Annotated in this window: 18 protein-coding genes; 16 read left to right on the top strand and 2 right to left on the bottom strand. The window is 64.2% G+C overall.

The features are described 5' to 3' along the window. Window positions 1-11: 11 nt before the first annotated feature. From RO069_RS02165 to RO069_RS02135, 7 genes are all read left to right on the top strand, one after another. Window positions 12-1,148 carry a protein-glutamate methylesterase/protein-glutamine glutaminase gene (locus RO069_RS02165; protein ID WP_328185025.1) on the top strand — a complete coding sequence of 379 codons (1,137 nt, stop codon included), beginning with the start codon at window positions 12-14 and terminating at the stop codon, window positions 1,146-1,148. Then, entirely contained in the window at window positions 1,148-1,891 is a 744-nt protein-coding gene (locus RO069_RS02160) for a flagellar motor protein (RefSeq protein WP_328185023.1), read from the top strand. The genes RO069_RS02165 and RO069_RS02160 overlap by 1 nt, the downstream gene beginning before the upstream one ends. 29 nt (window positions 1,892-1,920) lie before the next feature. Beyond that, window positions 1,921-2,718, top strand: coding sequence for a flagellar motor protein MotD (gene motD / locus RO069_RS02155; protein ID WP_328185021.1), 798 nt, complete (start codon window positions 1,921-1,923; stop codon window positions 2,716-2,718). Between the two features lie 188 nt (window positions 2,719-2,906). Beyond that, window positions 2,907-3,695 (top strand): ParA family protein, encoded by a 789-nt coding sequence (locus RO069_RS02150; protein WP_328185019.1) that lies wholly within the window; start codon window positions 2,907-2,909, stop codon window positions 3,693-3,695. Between the two features lie 60 nt (window positions 3,696-3,755). Next, window positions 3,756-4,559 carry a chemotaxis protein CheW gene (locus RO069_RS02145; protein WP_328185018.1) on the top strand — a complete coding sequence of 268 codons (804 nt, stop codon included), beginning with the start codon at window positions 3,756-3,758 and terminating at the stop codon, window positions 4,557-4,559. A 245-nt stretch (window positions 4,560-4,804) separates the two neighbouring features. Continuing rightward, the gene (locus RO069_RS02140; protein WP_328185016.1) at window positions 4,805-5,293 is read left to right on the top strand and encodes a chemotaxis protein CheW; all 489 of its coding nucleotides are present in this window, start codon (window positions 4,805-4,807) and stop codon (window positions 5,291-5,293) included. A gap of 102 nt (window positions 5,294-5,395) precedes the next feature. Next, a complete protein-coding gene (locus RO069_RS02135) occupies window positions 5,396-5,794 on the top strand; it encodes a DUF2802 domain-containing protein (protein WP_328185090.1) in 399 nt (132 codons plus the stop codon). A gap of 22 nt (window positions 5,795-5,816) precedes the next feature. On the opposite strand, the gene RO069_RS02130 is transcribed toward RO069_RS02135, so the two are convergent. Both RO069_RS02130 and fliK read right to left on the bottom strand, forming a co-directional pair. Further along, complete coding sequence (locus tag RO069_RS02130; RefSeq protein ID WP_328185014.1) at window positions 5,817-6,122, bottom strand: EscU/YscU/HrcU family type III secretion system export apparatus switch protein; 306 nt, start codon at window positions 6,120-6,122, stop codon at window positions 5,817-5,819. Window positions 6,123-6,135: 13 nt separating this feature from the next. Beyond that, window positions 6,136-7,524: a flagellar hook-length control protein FliK gene (fliK, locus tag RO069_RS02125; RefSeq protein WP_328185012.1), complete on the bottom strand. Its 1,389-nt coding sequence runs from the start codon at window positions 7,522-7,524 to the stop codon at window positions 6,136-6,138. A gap of 169 nt (window positions 7,525-7,693) precedes the next feature. On the opposite strand from fliK, the gene ccmA reads away from it, so the two are divergent. From ccmA to ccmI, 9 genes are all read left to right on the top strand, one after another. Continuing rightward, a complete protein-coding gene (gene ccmA / locus RO069_RS02120) occupies window positions 7,694-8,392 on the top strand; it encodes a cytochrome c biogenesis heme-transporting ATPase CcmA (protein WP_328185010.1) in 699 nt (232 codons plus the stop codon). A gap of 64 nt (window positions 8,393-8,456) precedes the next feature. Continuing rightward, entirely contained in the window at window positions 8,457-9,119 is a 663-nt protein-coding gene (ccmB, locus tag RO069_RS02115; RefSeq protein WP_328185088.1) for a heme exporter protein CcmB, read from the top strand. Between the two features lie 35 nt (window positions 9,120-9,154). Then, complete coding sequence (locus tag RO069_RS02110) at window positions 9,155-9,922, top strand: heme ABC transporter permease (RefSeq protein ID WP_328185008.1); 768 nt, start codon at window positions 9,155-9,157, stop codon at window positions 9,920-9,922. Between the two features lie 4 nt (window positions 9,923-9,926). Further along, complete coding sequence (gene ccmD, locus RO069_RS02105) at window positions 9,927-10,190, top strand: heme exporter protein CcmD (protein WP_328185006.1); 264 nt, start codon at window positions 9,927-9,929, stop codon at window positions 10,188-10,190. Then, window positions 10,187-10,651 carry a cytochrome c maturation protein CcmE gene (gene ccmE, locus RO069_RS02100; RefSeq protein ID WP_328185005.1) on the top strand — a complete coding sequence of 155 codons (465 nt, stop codon included), beginning with the start codon at window positions 10,187-10,189 and terminating at the stop codon, window positions 10,649-10,651. Before ccmD ends, ccmE begins: the two co-directional genes overlap by 4 nt. Window positions 10,652-10,692: 41 nt before the next feature. Continuing rightward, the gene (locus tag RO069_RS02095) at window positions 10,693-12,729 is read left to right on the top strand and encodes a heme lyase CcmF/NrfE family subunit (RefSeq protein ID WP_328185003.1); all 2,037 of its coding nucleotides are present in this window, start codon (window positions 10,693-10,695) and stop codon (window positions 12,727-12,729) included. Then, the gene (locus RO069_RS02090; RefSeq protein ID WP_328185002.1) at window positions 12,726-13,265 is read left to right on the top strand and encodes a DsbE family thiol:disulfide interchange protein; all 540 of its coding nucleotides are present in this window, start codon (window positions 12,726-12,728) and stop codon (window positions 13,263-13,265) included. Before RO069_RS02095 ends, RO069_RS02090 begins: the two co-directional genes overlap by 4 nt. Then, window positions 13,262-13,750, top strand: a complete 489-nt coding sequence (locus RO069_RS02085; RefSeq protein WP_328185001.1) for a cytochrome c-type biogenesis protein — start codon at window positions 13,262-13,264, stop codon at window positions 13,748-13,750. Before RO069_RS02090 ends, RO069_RS02085 begins: the two co-directional genes overlap by 4 nt. 44 nt (window positions 13,751-13,794) lie before the next feature. Continuing rightward, window positions 13,795-15,111: a c-type cytochrome biogenesis protein CcmI gene (ccmI, locus tag RO069_RS02080; protein ID WP_328185000.1), complete on the top strand. Its 1,317-nt coding sequence runs from the start codon at window positions 13,795-13,797 to the stop codon at window positions 15,109-15,111. Window positions 15,112-15,115 lie beyond the last annotated feature (4 nt).

Genomic DNA, 15,115 nt, shown 5'->3' with positions numbered 1-15,115 from the left:
AGGGGGAATGGATGACGGTTTCTGTCCTGGTCGTTGATGATTCGGGTTTCTTCCGCAAGCGACTGACGGAAATCCTCAACGCATCCGGCAACATCCGTGTTGTAGGTGCCGCCAGCAATGGCAGGGAAGGGGTGGAACTGGCGGAAAAGCTGCGCCCCGATGTCATCACCATGGATTACGAAATGCCGGTGATGAACGGCATTGCGGCGGTGAAGGAGATCATGCAGCGCTGCCCGGCGCCGGTATTGATGTTCTCCTCCCTCACCTACGAAGGGGCCCGGGTCACCCTGGATGCCCTGGAAGCCGGGGCGGTGGATTTCCTGCCGAAGAACTTCGAGGACATCGCCCGGGACGGTTCCGAACTCCAGCGCATCCTGCGGGAGCGTATCCTCGATGTGGCACGGAGCCAGCCCCGGGCGGAGCGTGGTGCCGCAGCGCCCACCGTTGGCCGAAAGCCGTCCCCGACTACCACCGACCGGCCGGCCCCGGCCCGGGACGCCCGCCAGCCACAACCCGACAGCCGTTCAACCCGACCCGAGCCGCCGGCCAGGCCAGCCCGTCGTCGCACCCCCAGCCGGCACTACAATGTCGTGGGTATCGGCACCTCCACCGGCGGCCCTATTGCCCTGCAGAAGGTACTGGTGGACCTGCCCGCCAATTTCCCGGCACCCCTGGTGCTGGTCCAGCACATGCCGGGCAGCTTTACCCCGGCGTTTGCCGAGCGCCTCAACAAGCTGTGCCGTATCCAGGTCCGGCAGGCGGAGGATGGCGATATGCTGCGCCCCGGCCTGGCACTGCTCGCCCCCGGCGGCAAGCAGATGATGATTGAGAACCGCGGCGGCCAGGGACGGGTGCGTATCCTTCCCGGGGATGAGCGGCTGAACTACAAGCCCAGCGTGGATGTCACCTTCGGTTCTCTGGCCCGGAGCTTTCCCGGCAAGACCCTGGGGATCATCCTCACCGGTATGGGCGCCGACGGCAAGGAAGGCTGCCGCATGATGAAGCAGTCCGGCTCCGTGATCTGGTCACAGGATGAAAAAACCTCGGTGATCTACGGCATGCCCATGGCCGTGGCCAAGGCCGGTCTGAGCGACGAAGTGCTGCCCCTGGATGAGATCGGACCGCGCCTGGTTGAAGGGGTGAGTTAATGGATATCCTCAGCCTGCTGGGTATCATCCTGGCGTTTGCGGCCCTGTTGGGCGGCAACATGCTGGAGGGCGGTACCCTGGCGTCGCTGTTCAATCTGCCGGCAGCGCTGATCGTGGTAGGCGGCACCCTGGCCGCCACCATCCTGCAGACCTCCGCCGGCCTGCTCAGGCGAGCCTTCAGCCAGGCCCGCTGGGTGTTCTTCCCGCCCTATATCGGGCTGGACGATGGCATCGGCAAGATCATGGACTGGAGCGTCAAGGCCCGCAAACAGGGCCTGCTCGGCCTGGAAGCGGTGGCGGAGAAGGAACCGGAGACTTTCGCCCGCAAGGGGCTGCAACTGCTGGTGGACGGTGCCGAAACCGAAACCATCCGTGGGGTGCTGGAGGTGGACCTGGAATCCCGGGAACAGCGGGATCTGGAGGCGGCCCAGGTGTTCGAGGCCATGGGGGGCTACTCACCAACCATTGGTATCATCGGTGCGGTGATGGGGCTGATCCAGGTGATGACCAACCTGACTGATCCGTCCACCCTGGGAACCGGCATCGCCACCGCCTTTGTGGCCACCATCTATGGGGTAGCGCTGGCCAACCTGCTGTTTTTCCCTATTGCCAACAAGATGCGGGAAATTGTCCGCCGCCGCAGCCGTTACGAGGATATGATGATTGATGGCATCATCGCGATTGCGGAAGGCGAAAATCCACGGTCCATCGAGATGCGCCTGCGGGGCTTCGTGCAGTCCTGAAAAGGTCACCATCCGGACGGGGGATCACCATGAGGCGTCGATCAAGACGAGCTGAAGCCGCCAATAACCAGGAGCGCTGGCTGATCTCCTACGCGGATTTCATCACCCTGCTATTCGGCTTCTTCGTGGTGATGTACTCCGTGTCGTCGGTAAACGAGGGCAAGTACAAGGTGCTCTCGGAAACCCTGACCGGTGTCTTCAACGCCCCCCAACGCTCCATCCAGCCGATACCGGTGGGTGAGGAGCCCGGCGTCGCGTTGCCGTCGGACGAGTCGGTGATTCCTCCCCCCGTTGCCCCCTCGCCCGAGCCGGAGCCGTCCACCACGGTCCGGGAGCAGGCCCAGCGCAGCGAGGCGTTGCGCAGCATGGCCAACCAGTTCGCCATGGAATTCGACAGCCTGATGAACCAGGGCGTGGTGAACCTCCAGGTCAGTGACCAGTGGATCGAACTGAGCATGCGGGACAGCCTGCTGTTCGGCAGTGGCGACGCGGAACCCCATTACGATGCCTTCCCGGTGATGGAAGGCATCGCTGACATTATCCGGGACACCGACAACGCCGTCCGGGTCGAGGGATTCACCGATGACCGGCCCATCCGGACCGGCCGTTTCCCCTCCAACTGGGAGTTGTCGGCGGCCCGGGCCTCCGCCGTGGTGCGGATGCTGGCGGCGGAAGGCGTGAATCCGTCACGCATGGCCGCGGTGGGCTACGGTGCCTATCAGCCGGTGGCCCGCAATGACACGGAAGAAGGACGGCGTCGTAACCGCCGGGTGGTGTTGTTGATTTCCCGGGATGCGGCCATCCGTGGCGCGGTCCGGGACCGCTGACGCCGGCTGGCATGATATCTGAATAACTCCGGTTCAGACGTTGAAAAAGGGAGCCATGGTGGCAATCGTTTGCCGGCGCCGGGCTGGCATGGTGTTCCTCAAGTTCCGGTCAGGGCCGCCGATATACAGGGCGGCGTTATGTACACCGGTAAGCAGGCCCCGTCGGGGCATTCACGGGAGAGTTGTTTGTGCGGATCTGGGCAGTAGCGAATCAGAAAGGCGGGGTAGGCAAGACCACCACCGTGGTCACCCTTGGCGGCCTGCTGGCCGAGCAGGGTCACCGTGTACTGCTGGTGGACCTGGACCCCCACGGGTCCCTCACCAGCTGGTTTGGTTATGACCCGGACAGCATTCCCCACAGTGTTTTCGACCTGTTCCAGCACCAGGGCAAGGTACCTGACGGCCTGCCGGCGCAACTGGTGACAGACACCGGCTGCGAGGGGCTGTCCCTGCTGCCGGCCAGCACGGCCCTGGCTACCCTGGAACGCAAGATGGTGGGTGTCGAGGGCATGGGGCTGATCGTCTCGCGGGCCCTGGCCCAGCTCTGGGATGACTTCGACTATGTCCTGCTGGACAACACGCCGTCCCTGGGGGTTCTGATGGTCAATGCCCTGGCTGCCTCGCAGCACCTGATTGTCCCGGTGCAGACGGAATTCCTGGCCCTCAAGGGGCTGGAGCGCATGCTCCACACCCTGCAGATGATCATGCGTTCCCAGAAGAACCGGCTGGACTACACCATCGTGCCGACACTGTACGACAAGCGCACCCAGGCCTCGGTCGGCAGCCTCAACCAGCTTCGCAAGAGTTACCCGGAAGATCTCTGGCGCTTCATGATTCCGGTGGACACCCGGTTCCGGGATGCCAGCCAGGCGGGTCAGGTACCGTCGAAGCTGGATGCGGACACCCAGGGCGTGCGGGCCTACCGGCGCCTGTTGCAGGACCTGATGGAGGGGACCACCTCATGGGCATCCAACTGACGGGCCTGGTTGCTGCTGACGGATTTCTGACAGGCGACGGAAAACGGTCGCGGAGGTCCCATGGTCGCTGAACGGAAATCGTCAACCGATCTGGCGGACCCGTCCGCGGCACTGGTCAGCTACCTGGACGATCTGCTGCATACGGCTACCGCCACCGCTACGGAAACCGTTGAGGAACAGGAGGCGGCGACGCCGGTGCCGGAGCAGCCCGAAACCCGGGTCCAGACCCTGGTTGACGAGGCCGTGGCGCCGGATTTGCCTGTGGAGGTGCCCGAGGCGACGGTTATCGCTCCCGAGCCCGAGCCTGCCCCTGTGCAGGTGGAAGAAGATCAGTCCGTCGAGACAGCGGTGGCGGTGCCCGCCGAGGAACCGCCCGCACCCGCGGAGCCCGAGGCCAGCCCCGACTGGGCCGACCGGCCGTTCGAATGCCTGATCTTCAAGGTGGGGGGGCTGCAACTGGCGGTACCGCTGGTGCTGCTGGGGGCGATCCATCGCATCGAGGACCGGATCAAGCCCATTCCCGGACGCCCACCCTGGTATATGGGTATGCTGCTGGACCGGGACCAGAAGCTCAAGGTGGTGGACTCGGCCCAGTGGATCATGGCCGGACGGGTACCGGAAGGCGCCCGGGACGGTTATCGCTTCGTGATCCGGCTGGATGACAGCGACTGGGCCCTGGCCTGTGACGAAGTGGCGGAATCCTTCACCCTCGACCCGGACCAGGTGCGCTGGCGCACCTCCCGCAGCAAGCGGCCCTGGCTGGCGGGTACCGTGGTCAAGCACATGTGCGCCCTGATCGATGTGGGGGCCATGGCTGGACTGCTGGCACGGGCGGAGCGGGAACACCACCTGGAGCTTGATTGACGGGCCTTTGAAAACCGTCGCATAAGTATACATACTTGTTCGGCGGGTATTCTTTCCTCAAGTTCATCCCCGGTCCGGCCGATACCTTTCTGGAGGCCGACGGAAGCGCGGACCGGCGGTTACCAAATTAAACCGAACCACTCTGGCACGGTTTGTGCCCCTGACGATAGTATGGGGCACTGACGATGATTTTTTGACATCAGGCTGTCCCGTTAGACGGATGGCCTGCGAGGAGACAAGGCATTATGGCATCCGATAACGGACAACAGGGTCAGGCCCAAAACGACAAGGTCCTTCAGTACGTCACCTTCCGTCTGGATGACGAGACCTACGGTATCGATGTGATGCAGATCCAGGAAGTGCTGCGTTACACCGAGATTGCTCCGGTACCCGGTGCGCCAGACTATGTCCTGGGCATCATCAACCTGCGGGGCAACGTGGTCACGGTGATCGACACCCGCCGCCGGTTCGGGCTGGCGGATGCGGAGATCACGGACGCCACCCGTATCGTGGTGATGGAGTCCGAAAGCCAGGTGATGGGCATCCTGGTGGATTCCGTGGCAGAGGTTGTGTACCTGAAGGCCAGTGAAATCGAAACCGCACCCAACGTGGGGAACGAGGAAAGCGCCAAGTTCATCCAGGGAGTGTGCAACAAGAATGGCGAACTGATCATTCTTGTGGAATTCGACAAGATGCTGTCTGATCACGAGTGGGCGGAGATTGCCGCGCTCTGACCTGACCACCTGCGGGGCCTGACCACTTGTCACCCTGGCAAGTGGCGGTCCGGGGCCATCGCCACCCGGTCGTGATCACCACCAACCGAGGACCGAGTGATGATGACCACCGACTGGACCCAACTGGCCCCCTGGGCCCTGACCCTTGTTGCCTTTGTTCTGCTGGCTGTTCAGGGGCTGGTTAACAGCCGCCGGATCGACCGCGTACGCCGGCAGCTGCGGGACAACACCGAAAACCTGGTGCGTGAACTGCACGCCACCAGCAGCGGCAGTGCCGGCGTCGGCAACCGGGTGATCGCCTGTGAGCGCCAGCTCCACGAACTGCGGTCACTGTTCGATGAAATGCGCCAGAACGACCCGTTGCGGGTTTCCTACGATGAAGCCTCCCGCCTGGTGGACCTGGGCGCCGATGTGGATGACCTGATGAATACCTGCGGTATTTCCCGTCCCGAGGCGGAACTGGTCTCCGCGCTGCGACGTCGTCAGCAGCGGGCCGCCTGACACGGTTGTCCGAAATCCGCCTTCACGGGGATTCCGGTCTGTCCTGGCCGGCATCCTGCGGGGTCCGGCCCTGCAGGTGGAAGGCAAAGGCCAGTATCTCCGCGATGACCCGGTAGAGGGTTTCGGGAATCTCCTCGTCCAGATCCAGTCGCGCCAGAATGCCCGCCAGCTCGGCGTTCTCGTAGAGGGGCACCTCGTGCTCCCGGGCGATACGGATAATCTCTTCCGCCACCTCGTCCAGGCCACTGGCGGCGACGGTGGGTGCCCTCTGGCCGTCATACTTGAGGGCGACCGCGGTCTCACGACCGCTGCTGCGCTGTTCCGTCATCGTTGCTCCTCCTTCATGCCCGGGTGTCCAGCAGCCGGTGTTCCAGCCGGGTGGCGGCCGCCGGTGGCTGACCCCTGCGGCATTCCAGTTCCGTTACCTCCAGCCCCAGGTCCGTCAGCCGGGTGCGCAGGTCCCCCAGTTCCTGGTTGACCTGTCGCACGGTGGCCTGGCGCTCCGCCCAGACCCGGGCGGACAGGGCCTGCTGTCGCAGGGCCACATCGAAGAACACCTTGCCGGCATCGTCCAGGTCCATGGCCAGGTTCAGCCGCCATTCAGCAACGCCGGCGCGTCGCTTCTCCTGTTTTTCCTGCTGCTCGGGCTGGTTGTAGTCGATCCGCAACTGGGCGGTCTTCACCTCTCCGCCGGGGGCCAGCCAGGGCAGGTCGGTGACCAGTGTATTGACCTGTGGGGCACCCTCCGCACCACTGCGGGTGGTCAGCAACTGGCTGTGGAGCTGGTTGACCGTGATCCGGTTCAGCATGCCCGCCAGCAGGCGCAGCATCTGGCCGGGGGAAGCCGGTTCCCGGCCCTCGCCAGTCGCCAGGGGAATGGTGGTCGGCGCCGGGAACTGGAGGGGCGAGGTGACCAGTTCGTGGCTTGGCATCGGTGAGAAGCGGGTGAACTGGTCGCTGCCCAGGTTCTGGTGCTGCAACAGGGTCAGGGCCAGCCGGCCGAGGGCCAGCTTGAGGTCCGTGGGAGCGGCGTCCAGGGTGCCCCGGGCCAGGCGGGCCTCGGTCATCACGCCGCTGTTGATCAGCCATTGTTTTACCCCTTCGGCATCAAGCCCGGGTGTGCCTGAAGGTGACAGGCCCGTGAGGGGGGCAAGTGATGCCTGGGAGATCGACGTTGCCGGCAGTGGCCGGAACGTCAGCCCCGTGGTTTCCGTGGAAGCACGGGGCAACAGCTTCGCTATGGCCTGCAGGGCCTCCCGCACGGTGGCGGGCACGGGTTGGCTGGCCCCGGGCTGGGTGCTGGCGCCCGGGGCCGCCCTCATACCGGCGGACAGGGTAGCCAACAGCTGGCTCAGGCCGCTGTCCAGGTGTTGTTGCCAGGGCAGGTGGCGGATCAGGGCCTGGCCCAGACGGGTTTCCGCCGTGGCTGGCAGCTTGTCCAGCAGGGTCAGCGACGAGCCCTCCCGCATCAGCCTGAGCAGATCCCCCACCTTCAGTTCCGGCCGGTCCCCCGGCAGGTTGACCGTCAGTTTCTGGCCGCGCACTTCCAGCACGGCCTGATCCAGGCCCCGCTGGGACAGGAGTTCCGCCACCCGTGCGACCACCGCCTGGCGGTTTTCCAGTTGCAGGTTCTGCAGTTGCCGCAGCGGATCGGGCTGCCCCGTCCCGGCGTTGCCGGCAGGCGGTTTGGGGGGCTGGGTATTGACCGGGTTACCGTCGGGTAATTTCATGGGTTTTGTGCTATACGACTCGTCGTTTTGAGGTCAGGCAAGAGTAATCAACGGTCCGTTTCGTTATAATAGCGCCCGCTTCGGGAATTCTCCCGGAAGATACCGGTGATACCGGTTTGATGTATTTCCCGGGGTGGCCGCTGCCACCCCCTGGCAACCCGGGGCCCTGATGACTGAGCCGCTGCCACAGGCTGATCATTTGCTCAAGGCCGAGCGTCTGGAATGTGAACGGGACGGTCGTACCCTGTTCCGTGACCTGAGTTTTTCCATAGTGCCGGGTACGCTCACCCGTGTCGAGGGTCCCAACGGTTCGGGCAAGACCACCCTGCTGCGCATACTGGCCGGTCTCAACGACAACTGGAGCGGGCAGATCTTCTGGCGCGGGCAGCCACGGCACCGGCACTGGGACACGGTGCGCCGCAATATCCTCTACCTGGGGCACCGGCCAGGCATCAAGGGGGTGCTGACGCCCATGGAAAACCTGCAGGCGCTGGTGGCGGGGCGGCAGGCCGTGAGTCGGGATACCCTGGCCCAGGCACTGGCCCAGGTCGGGCTTGCCCCCTGGACCCATGTGCCCTGTGAGCACCTGTCCGCCGGCCAGAAGCGGCGGGTTGCGCTGGCACGCCTGCTGTTCGCGGACGAACCGGTGTGGTTGCTGGACGAGGCCTTTACGGCCCTGGATGTGGACGCCGTGGCCGCCGTGGAACGGCTGCTGGCGGACCGGGTGCGGGATGGTGGGGCGGTGGTCATGACCACCCATCATCAGCCGGCCCTGGAAGACATGGCCCGGATCCGTCTGGGGCAGGCCATGGAGCGTGATCAGGCCGGGGCACCGGACGATAACCGTACGGAGGTGTCAGGTGGGTAGCCGGCAACCCCTGGGGGTCCCGATACAGGACCCGGTGACGTCGTCGCCGGGGGTAGGGCGGGCCATGGCGGCCCTGATCCGCCGTGACCTGCGGCTCAGCATCCGCCAGAAACAGGACCTGCTGAATCCGCTGCTGTTCTTTGTCATGGTGGTGGCCCTGTTCCCCCTCGGGGTGAGTCCCGAGGCGTCGTTCCTCAGTGAGGCCGGCGCCGGCATCCTCTGGGTGGGGGCGCTGCTGGCCACCATGCTGTCGCTGGACCACCTGTTCCGCTTCGATTTCGAGGACGGAACCCTGGAACAGATTGCGCTGCAGCCCCAGCCGCTGTTCCTGCTGGTACTGGCGAAGACCCTGGCCCACTGGCTGGTGACCGGGCTGCCGCTGGTGGTGCTGACGCCGCTGTTGGGGATGATGTTGTTCCTGGACGGGAACTCTGTTGCGGTTTTGTGTCTAACGCTGCTGATCGGCACACCGGTACTGAGCCTGATCGGCTCGGTGGGGGCGGCATTGACGGTGGGTTTGCGGGCCGGGGGCGTGCTCTTGTCCCTGCTGGTGATCCCTCTGTATATTCCGGTGCTCATCTTCGGCACCGGTACGGTGATGGCGGCGGGTAGCGGGGCTGACGTGTCCGGGCACCTGGCCTTGATGGCAGCGATGCTGGTGCTGGCCACCATGCTGGCACCACTGGCCGCAGCGGCGGCCCTGAAGATCAGTTTATCGACGTCCTAGGGCGTCAACAGGTTTTGAGTCAGGGGATACACCCGATGTGGCAATTTTTTCACAAACTGGGCTCGCCGAAGTGGTTCTACGGCATTGCCGGCCGTTTCATGCCCTGGCTGCTGGCCGTCGGGCTGCTCCTGTCGCTGGCCGGCATCATCTGGGGGCTGGGGTTCGCGCCCGCGGAGCGTTACCAGGCAAACAGCTATCGCATTATCTATATCCATGTGCCCACGGCGTTCCTGGCCCAGTCCGTCTACATGATGATAGCGGTTGCCGGCGTGATCACCCTGGTCTGGAAGATGAAGCTGGCGGATGTGTTTGTGCGCGCGGCGGCGCCGGTGGGCGTGGTGCTGACGCTGCTGGCCCTGTTTACCGGCGCGGTCTGGGGCAAGCCCACCTGGGGCGCCTACTGGGTCTGGGATGCGCGGCTGACCTCCATGCTGATCCTGCTGTTCCTCTACATTGGTATCATCGGTCTCGGTTTTGCCTACTCGGACGAGAAGGCGGCCGCGAAGGCGGTAGCGGTGCTGTCCATTGTCGGTGTGGTGAATATTCCCATCATCAAGTACTCGGTGGAGTGGTGGAACACCCTGCACCAGCCGGCCACCTTCAAACTGACGGAAAAGCCTGCCATGGTGCCCGAGATGTGGGTGCCGCTACTGATGGTGGTGCTGGGCACCTACCTGCTGTTTGGCTGGATAGCCTTCTATCGCATGCAGACGGAAATCCTGCGGCGGGAGCACCGTACCCGTTGGGTGCGTGACCTGGTTCAGGCCGGTGGCCAGTCGCAACTGAAATCGGGAGGAGCCTGACCGCATGGCATTCGAATCCTTCAGTGACTTTATTGCCATGGGCGACCATGGGCTCTATGTCTGGACATGCTACGGTGTGTTTTTTCTGCTATGCGGATTGCTGGCATGGATGTCTGTGTTCGAGCGCCGTCAGGTGGTTCGTGCCCAACGTTTCCAGCAGCAGTTCCAGTCCTCGCCGCAGGGTGCGGCAGACTCTGGAAACCAGGCAGGCGAAGCCAGCTTCCAGCGAATCCAAACGTCCCACAATGAGCCAGCCAGCAAGCCATGAATCCTGCACGTAAACGAAAGCTCAGCATCATCCTGTTCCTGTTGGCCGGCGTATCGGTGGCCGTGGGCCTGACCACCTACGCCTTTCGCCAGAACATCAACCTGTTCTATGACCCGACCCAGATTTCCGAGGGCGAAGCCCCGGTGGATGTGCGGATTCGTGCCGGCGGCATGGTGGAGGAGGGGTCCGTGGTCCGTGACCCCGACAGCCTGAAGGTGGAGTTCCGGGTGACCGACTACAGCTCCACGGTGACGGTGCGGTACGAGGGCATCCTGCCGGACCTGTTCCGGGAGGGGCAGGGCGTGGTGGCCACCGGGCACCTGAACGAGGACCGGGTCTTTGTGGCCGAGCAGGTCCTGGCCAAGCACGATGAGCAGTACATGCCACCCGAGGTCAGCAAGGCCCTGGAGCGATCGTCCGCCCGGGCCGAGAAAGAGGGCCGGGAGATGCCCGAGTACTGATCCGCTGCACCACCCATAAGAACGTCTGAAGAGAGACCGACATGTTTCCGGAACTTGGACAAGTCACCCTGATCATCGCGCTGTTGCTTTCAGTTTTGCTGGCGGTGATTCCCCTGTACGGTTCGCTGACCGCCCGCGACAGCCTGCAGGCCTTTGCCAGGCCCCTGGCGGCGGGGCAGTTCGTGTTCATTGCCATTGCCTTCGGCATTCTCACCCGGGCGTTCCTGACCGACGATTTCTCGGTGGCTTACGTGGCCAACCAGAGCAACAGCCTGATGCCCTGGTACTACAAGTTCAGCGCGGTGTGGGGCGGTCACGAGGGGTCGCTGCTGCTGTGGATCCTGATGCTCAGCGGCTGGACCCTGGCGGTGGCCACCTTCAGCCGCCGGCTGCCATCGGTGATGGTGTCCCAGGTGCTGTCGGTGATGGGCATGGTGGCCATCGGTTTCCTGCTGTTCATCCTGATGACCTCCAACCCGTTTGACCGGATCCTGCCCAACGTGCCGGCGGACGGCGCGGACCTGAATCCGCTGCTGCAGGACTTCGGCCTGATTGTTCATCCGCCCATGCTCTACATGGGCTACGTGGGCTTCTCGGTGGCCTTTGCCTTCGCCATCGCGGCGCTGATCAACGGCCGCCTGGATGCCGCCTGGGCCCGCTGGTCCCGGCCCTGGACCTCTGTCGCCTGGGGTTTCCTGACCATCGGTATTGCTTTGGGCAGCTGGTGGGCCTACTACGAGCTTGGCTGGGGTGGCTGGTGGTTCTGGGACCCGGTGGAGAACGCCTCCCTGCTGCCCTGGATCTCCGGCACCGCGCTGATGCATTCCCTGGCGGTGACCGAGAAACGCGGGGTGTTCAAGAGCTGGACCGTGCTGCTGGCCATCCTCACCTTCGCCCTGAGCCTGCTGGGGGCCTTCCTGGTGCGGTCGGGGGTCATTACCTCGGTGCACTCGTTTGCGTCGGACCCGACCCGGGGTGCATTCCTGCTGGGTCTGCTGGCGGTCACCGTGATTGCCAGCCTGACCCTCTACGCTTTCCGGGCGCCGGTGGTGCACACACGGGCAAAGTTCGGGCCCCTGTCCCGGGAAGTGTTCCTGCTGATGAACAACGTGCTGCTGATGGCGGCCATGCTGCTGGTGCTGGTGGGCACCATCTTCCCGCTGATTGCCGACTACTTCGAGCTGGGCAACATCTCCATCGGCGAGCCGTTCTTCAACCTGACCTTCAGCCCCATTGCCGTGGTGGTGGGCATTCTGCTGGGTATCGGTATCTTCTCCCGCTGGAAGAAGACCGACGACCAGTACCTGGCCCGCAAGCTGATCCTGCCCTCCATCGGCGGCCTGGCCATTGCGGTTGCGGTGGTGCTGTCCATGGGGACCTACGATTCTCCCGGCATTACCGGGTTCTGGGACGATCTCCAGTTATGGGCCTTCTTTGGCATCTTCTCCGCCGCCTGGTGTGCCGTGGCCACGGCGCAGGATCTGTGGACCAAGTCGTCGTCGCGGTACGGTCGATTGCACGGGCTGCGCCGCCAGTCCCGCAGCTTCTACGGCATGGTGTTCGGCCACCTGGGCCTGGCCATGGTGATTGCCGGTGCCACCGTGGTGAACAATTTCGGCATTGAGCGCAATGTCCGCATGAGTCCCGGCGATGTCGCCCAGGTTGGTGACTACCAGTTCATGTTCGCATCCGTCGGCGAACGGGAGGGCCCCAACTTTACCGCCCTGGTGTCGCGATTCGACATCAGCCGCGATGGCGAGCCGGTGGCCACCCTGTATCCCGAGCGTCGTCGCTATGTGGTCCAGCGCAATGTGATGACCGAGGCCGGCATCGACGGCGGCTTCCTGCGGGACATCTTTGTGGCCCTGGCGGAACCCGTGTCCAGCAATGCCTGGGCGGTCCGGTTGCAGTACAAGCCGCTGGTCCGCTGGACCTGGCTGGGTGCCCTGGTGATGGCCATTGGCGGCTTCCTGGCGATTTCCGACAAGCGTTACCGCATCAAGGATACCGCCACCGAACGCAAGAAGGCGTCCACGGGCCAGGCGCCCCAGGGCAGGCCAGCGGAGGCCGGCGCATGAAACGGGCGTTGATGTTCCTGCCGGTGCTGGTGGCGGTGGCGTTTGGTCTTTTCCTCTATTCAGGGCTGGGTAAGGACCCCCAGGAGCTGGACTCCGCGCTGATCGGCAAGCCGGTACCGGCGTTTGAGCTGCAGGATCTGGAGAACCCGGGCCGTACCCTGACGCCATCGGTGTTCCAGGGGCAGGTGTCGCTGCTGAACGTCTGGGGCACTTGGTGTCCTGCCTGCCGCGATGAGCACGAGGACCTGGTGTGGCTGGCGGAGGAGAAGGGCATTCCCATTATCGGCCTGAACTACAAGGACAACCGTGATGCCGCCGTGCGCTGGCTGCGGGACCTGGGCAACCCTTATCAGCTCACGCTGTTCGATCCCCAGGGCAGTTTCGGTTTTGACCTCGGGGTATACGGTGCACCGGAAACCTACATCATCGACAAGCAGGGTATTGTCCGGTATCGCCACGTGGGGGTCGTGAATCCCCAGGTGTGGGAAGAGGAACTGGAACCCGTCGTCCGCCGGTACCAGGAGGAGGGATCATGAAACCGCTGCTGACCTGGCTGTTGCTGGTACTGATGACGCCCATGGCACTGGCCCAGTCCGATGGTGAACCGGCTGGTGGGCAGGACATGTACCCACTGGAGACACCGGACCAGCAGGAGCAGTTTCAGCAGTTGCTGAACGAGCTCCGCTGCCCCAAGTGCCAGAACCAGAACATTGCCGACTCCGACGCACCCATCGCGGAGGACATGCGCAACGAGGTCTACCGCATGGTGAAGGAGGGCGCCGATGAGCAGACGGTCGTGGATGCCATGATCGAGCGCTTCGGCGAGTTCGTTCACTACAAGCCCGCCTTTGATGCCCGCACCGCGTTACTGTGGCTGCTGCCGGCCATCGTGGTGGCCATCGGCCTGATCGTGATCGTGCTGATCGTGCGGCGTTCCGGTCGTCAGGGTGCCGAAAGCGGGCCCGGATTGACCGATGAAGAGCGCCGACAGGCGGATGACCTGTTACGGCGGGATTCATGACCATGCACCCACGCCATTCCGCACCCAACTGAACGACTGTTTCTATGACCCAAACCTTCTGGATTACCACGGCGGTACTTGTTGGCCTGGCCTTCCTGTTTATCCTTTATCCGCTGGTGTTCGGCCGCCCCGGGCGCCGTATCAACGCTGACATCCGTAACCAGAACCTGCTGGCCTACCGGACCCGGCTGACGGAGCTGGAGGAGGAGTACCAGCAGGGCATTATCGATGAGGAAAATTTCCGCATGCTCCGGGACGAGCTGGCCGGGGCCATGCTGGACGATGTCGGCGACGGGCCGTCCCCGAAGGACGCCAGCGCCCCGAAGGAAGTCCGGGCAGAAGACCTGCGCATGGATCATCGTCGTCGCAGTACCTGGGCGGTGGTGGTATTGGCGGTGGTGCTGTTGCCGGCCGGTGTCGTGCTGCTCTACGGGGAATGGGGCGCCCTGGGCAAGGTGGAACAGTACCAGGCCATGAAGGAGCTCCAGGAAAGCACCGGTGGCGACCGCATGGCCCAGATGGACCAGCTCACAAGGCAGCTTTCCGAACGCCTGGCACAGGAACCGGATAATCCCGACGGCTGGGCCATGCTGGGCCGCAGTTACATGCGCATGGAGCGCTACCCGGAGGCCGCCCGGGCGTTTGAGCGTCTGGCGGAAGTGGTGCCGGATGACAACGCCAGGGCAACGGCCTGGGGCCTGTCGGCCCAGGCCTGGTTCTTTGACAGCCAGGGGGCCCTGACCGATGAGGTGAATCGCGCCATGGACCGGGCCCGGGAATTCAACCCCAATGAGGTGAACACCCTGGGACTGCTAGGCATCCATGCCTTTGAGCGGGAGGATTACGAGGCGGCCATCGAACACTGGGAGACCATCATTGAGGTGGCCCCCGACCACCCGCAGATCGCTTCCATCCGCGAGGGGGTCAGCCGCGCCTATCAGCGGCTCGGCATGGATGTGCCGGACCGTGTGCAGGCGGAGCAGCCGGCCAGTGACGGGCTGTCCGACCGCGGGGTGAACGTCCGGGTGGAACTGGACGAGGCGTTTGCCGGTGAGATATCACCGGACACCACGCTGTTTGTCTACGCCCGCACACCGGATAGGCAATCCGCGCCCCTGGCGGTTGCCCGGCTGCGGGCCGGCGAACTGCCGCTTAACCTGCGCCTGGACGACCGGCTGGCCATGGCGCCCCAGTTCCGGATTTCGGGGGCCGATGAGGTGGTGATTGCGGCGCGTATCAGCCCGTCGGGTGCCGCCAAACCCCAGCCCGGCGACTACCAGGGTATCCGTGAGGAACCGGTACCCGTGGTCAGCGGTGACAGCGAGCCGGTGCTGCTGACCATCGACGAACAGCTTCACTGACGTT

It is taken from the genome of Marinobacter sp. OP 3.4, assembly GCF_036224885.1.
Taxonomy (GTDB): Bacteria; Pseudomonadota; Gammaproteobacteria; order Pseudomonadales; family Oleiphilaceae; genus Marinobacter.
The sequence above is the reverse complement of the archived record's forward strand: the minus strand, read 5'-3'. Positions and strand labels throughout refer to the sequence as shown.

Excerpts from the sequence above, each read along its gene's own strand:
- RO069_RS02165 (WP_328185025.1), top strand. The coding sequence starts at position 12 with ATGACGGTTTCTGTCCTGGTCGTTGATGATTCGGGTTTCTTCCGCAAG.
- RO069_RS02160 (WP_328185023.1), top strand. The coding sequence starts at position 1,148 with ATGGATATCCTCAGCCTGCTGGGTATCATCCTGGCGTTTGCGGCCCTG.
- motD (WP_328185021.1), top strand. The coding sequence starts at position 1,921 with ATGAGGCGTCGATCAAGACGAGCTGAAGCCGCCAATAACCAGGAGCGC.
- RO069_RS02145 (WP_328185018.1), top strand. The coding sequence starts at position 3,756 with ATGGTCGCTGAACGGAAATCGTCAACCGATCTGGCGGACCCGTCCGCG.
- RO069_RS02140 (WP_328185016.1), top strand. The coding sequence starts at position 4,805 with ATGGCATCCGATAACGGACAACAGGGTCAGGCCCAAAACGACAAGGTC.
- RO069_RS02135 (WP_328185090.1), top strand. The coding sequence starts at position 5,396 with ATGACCACCGACTGGACCCAACTGGCCCCCTGGGCCCTGACCCTTGTT.
- RO069_RS02130 (WP_328185014.1), bottom strand. The coding sequence starts at position 6,122 with ATGACGGAACAGCGCAGCAGCGGTCGTGAGACCGCGGTCGCCCTCAAG.
- fliK (WP_328185012.1), bottom strand. The coding sequence starts at position 7,524 with ATGAAATTACCCGACGGTAACCCGGTCAATACCCAGCCCCCCAAACCG.
- ccmA (WP_328185010.1), top strand. The coding sequence starts at position 7,694 with ATGACTGAGCCGCTGCCACAGGCTGATCATTTGCTCAAGGCCGAGCGT.
- ccmB (WP_328185088.1), top strand. The coding sequence starts at position 8,457 with ATGGCGGCCCTGATCCGCCGTGACCTGCGGCTCAGCATCCGCCAGAAA.
- RO069_RS02110 (WP_328185008.1), top strand. The coding sequence starts at position 9,155 with ATGTGGCAATTTTTTCACAAACTGGGCTCGCCGAAGTGGTTCTACGGC.
- ccmD (WP_328185006.1), top strand. The coding sequence starts at position 9,927 with ATGGCATTCGAATCCTTCAGTGACTTTATTGCCATGGGCGACCATGGG.
- ccmE (WP_328185005.1), top strand. The coding sequence starts at position 10,187 with ATGAATCCTGCACGTAAACGAAAGCTCAGCATCATCCTGTTCCTGTTG.
- RO069_RS02095 (WP_328185003.1), top strand. The coding sequence starts at position 10,693 with ATGTTTCCGGAACTTGGACAAGTCACCCTGATCATCGCGCTGTTGCTT.
- RO069_RS02090 (WP_328185002.1), top strand. The coding sequence starts at position 12,726 with ATGAAACGGGCGTTGATGTTCCTGCCGGTGCTGGTGGCGGTGGCGTTT.
- RO069_RS02085 (WP_328185001.1), top strand. The coding sequence starts at position 13,262 with ATGAAACCGCTGCTGACCTGGCTGTTGCTGGTACTGATGACGCCCATG.
- ccmI (WP_328185000.1), top strand. The coding sequence starts at position 13,795 with ATGACCCAAACCTTCTGGATTACCACGGCGGTACTTGTTGGCCTGGCC.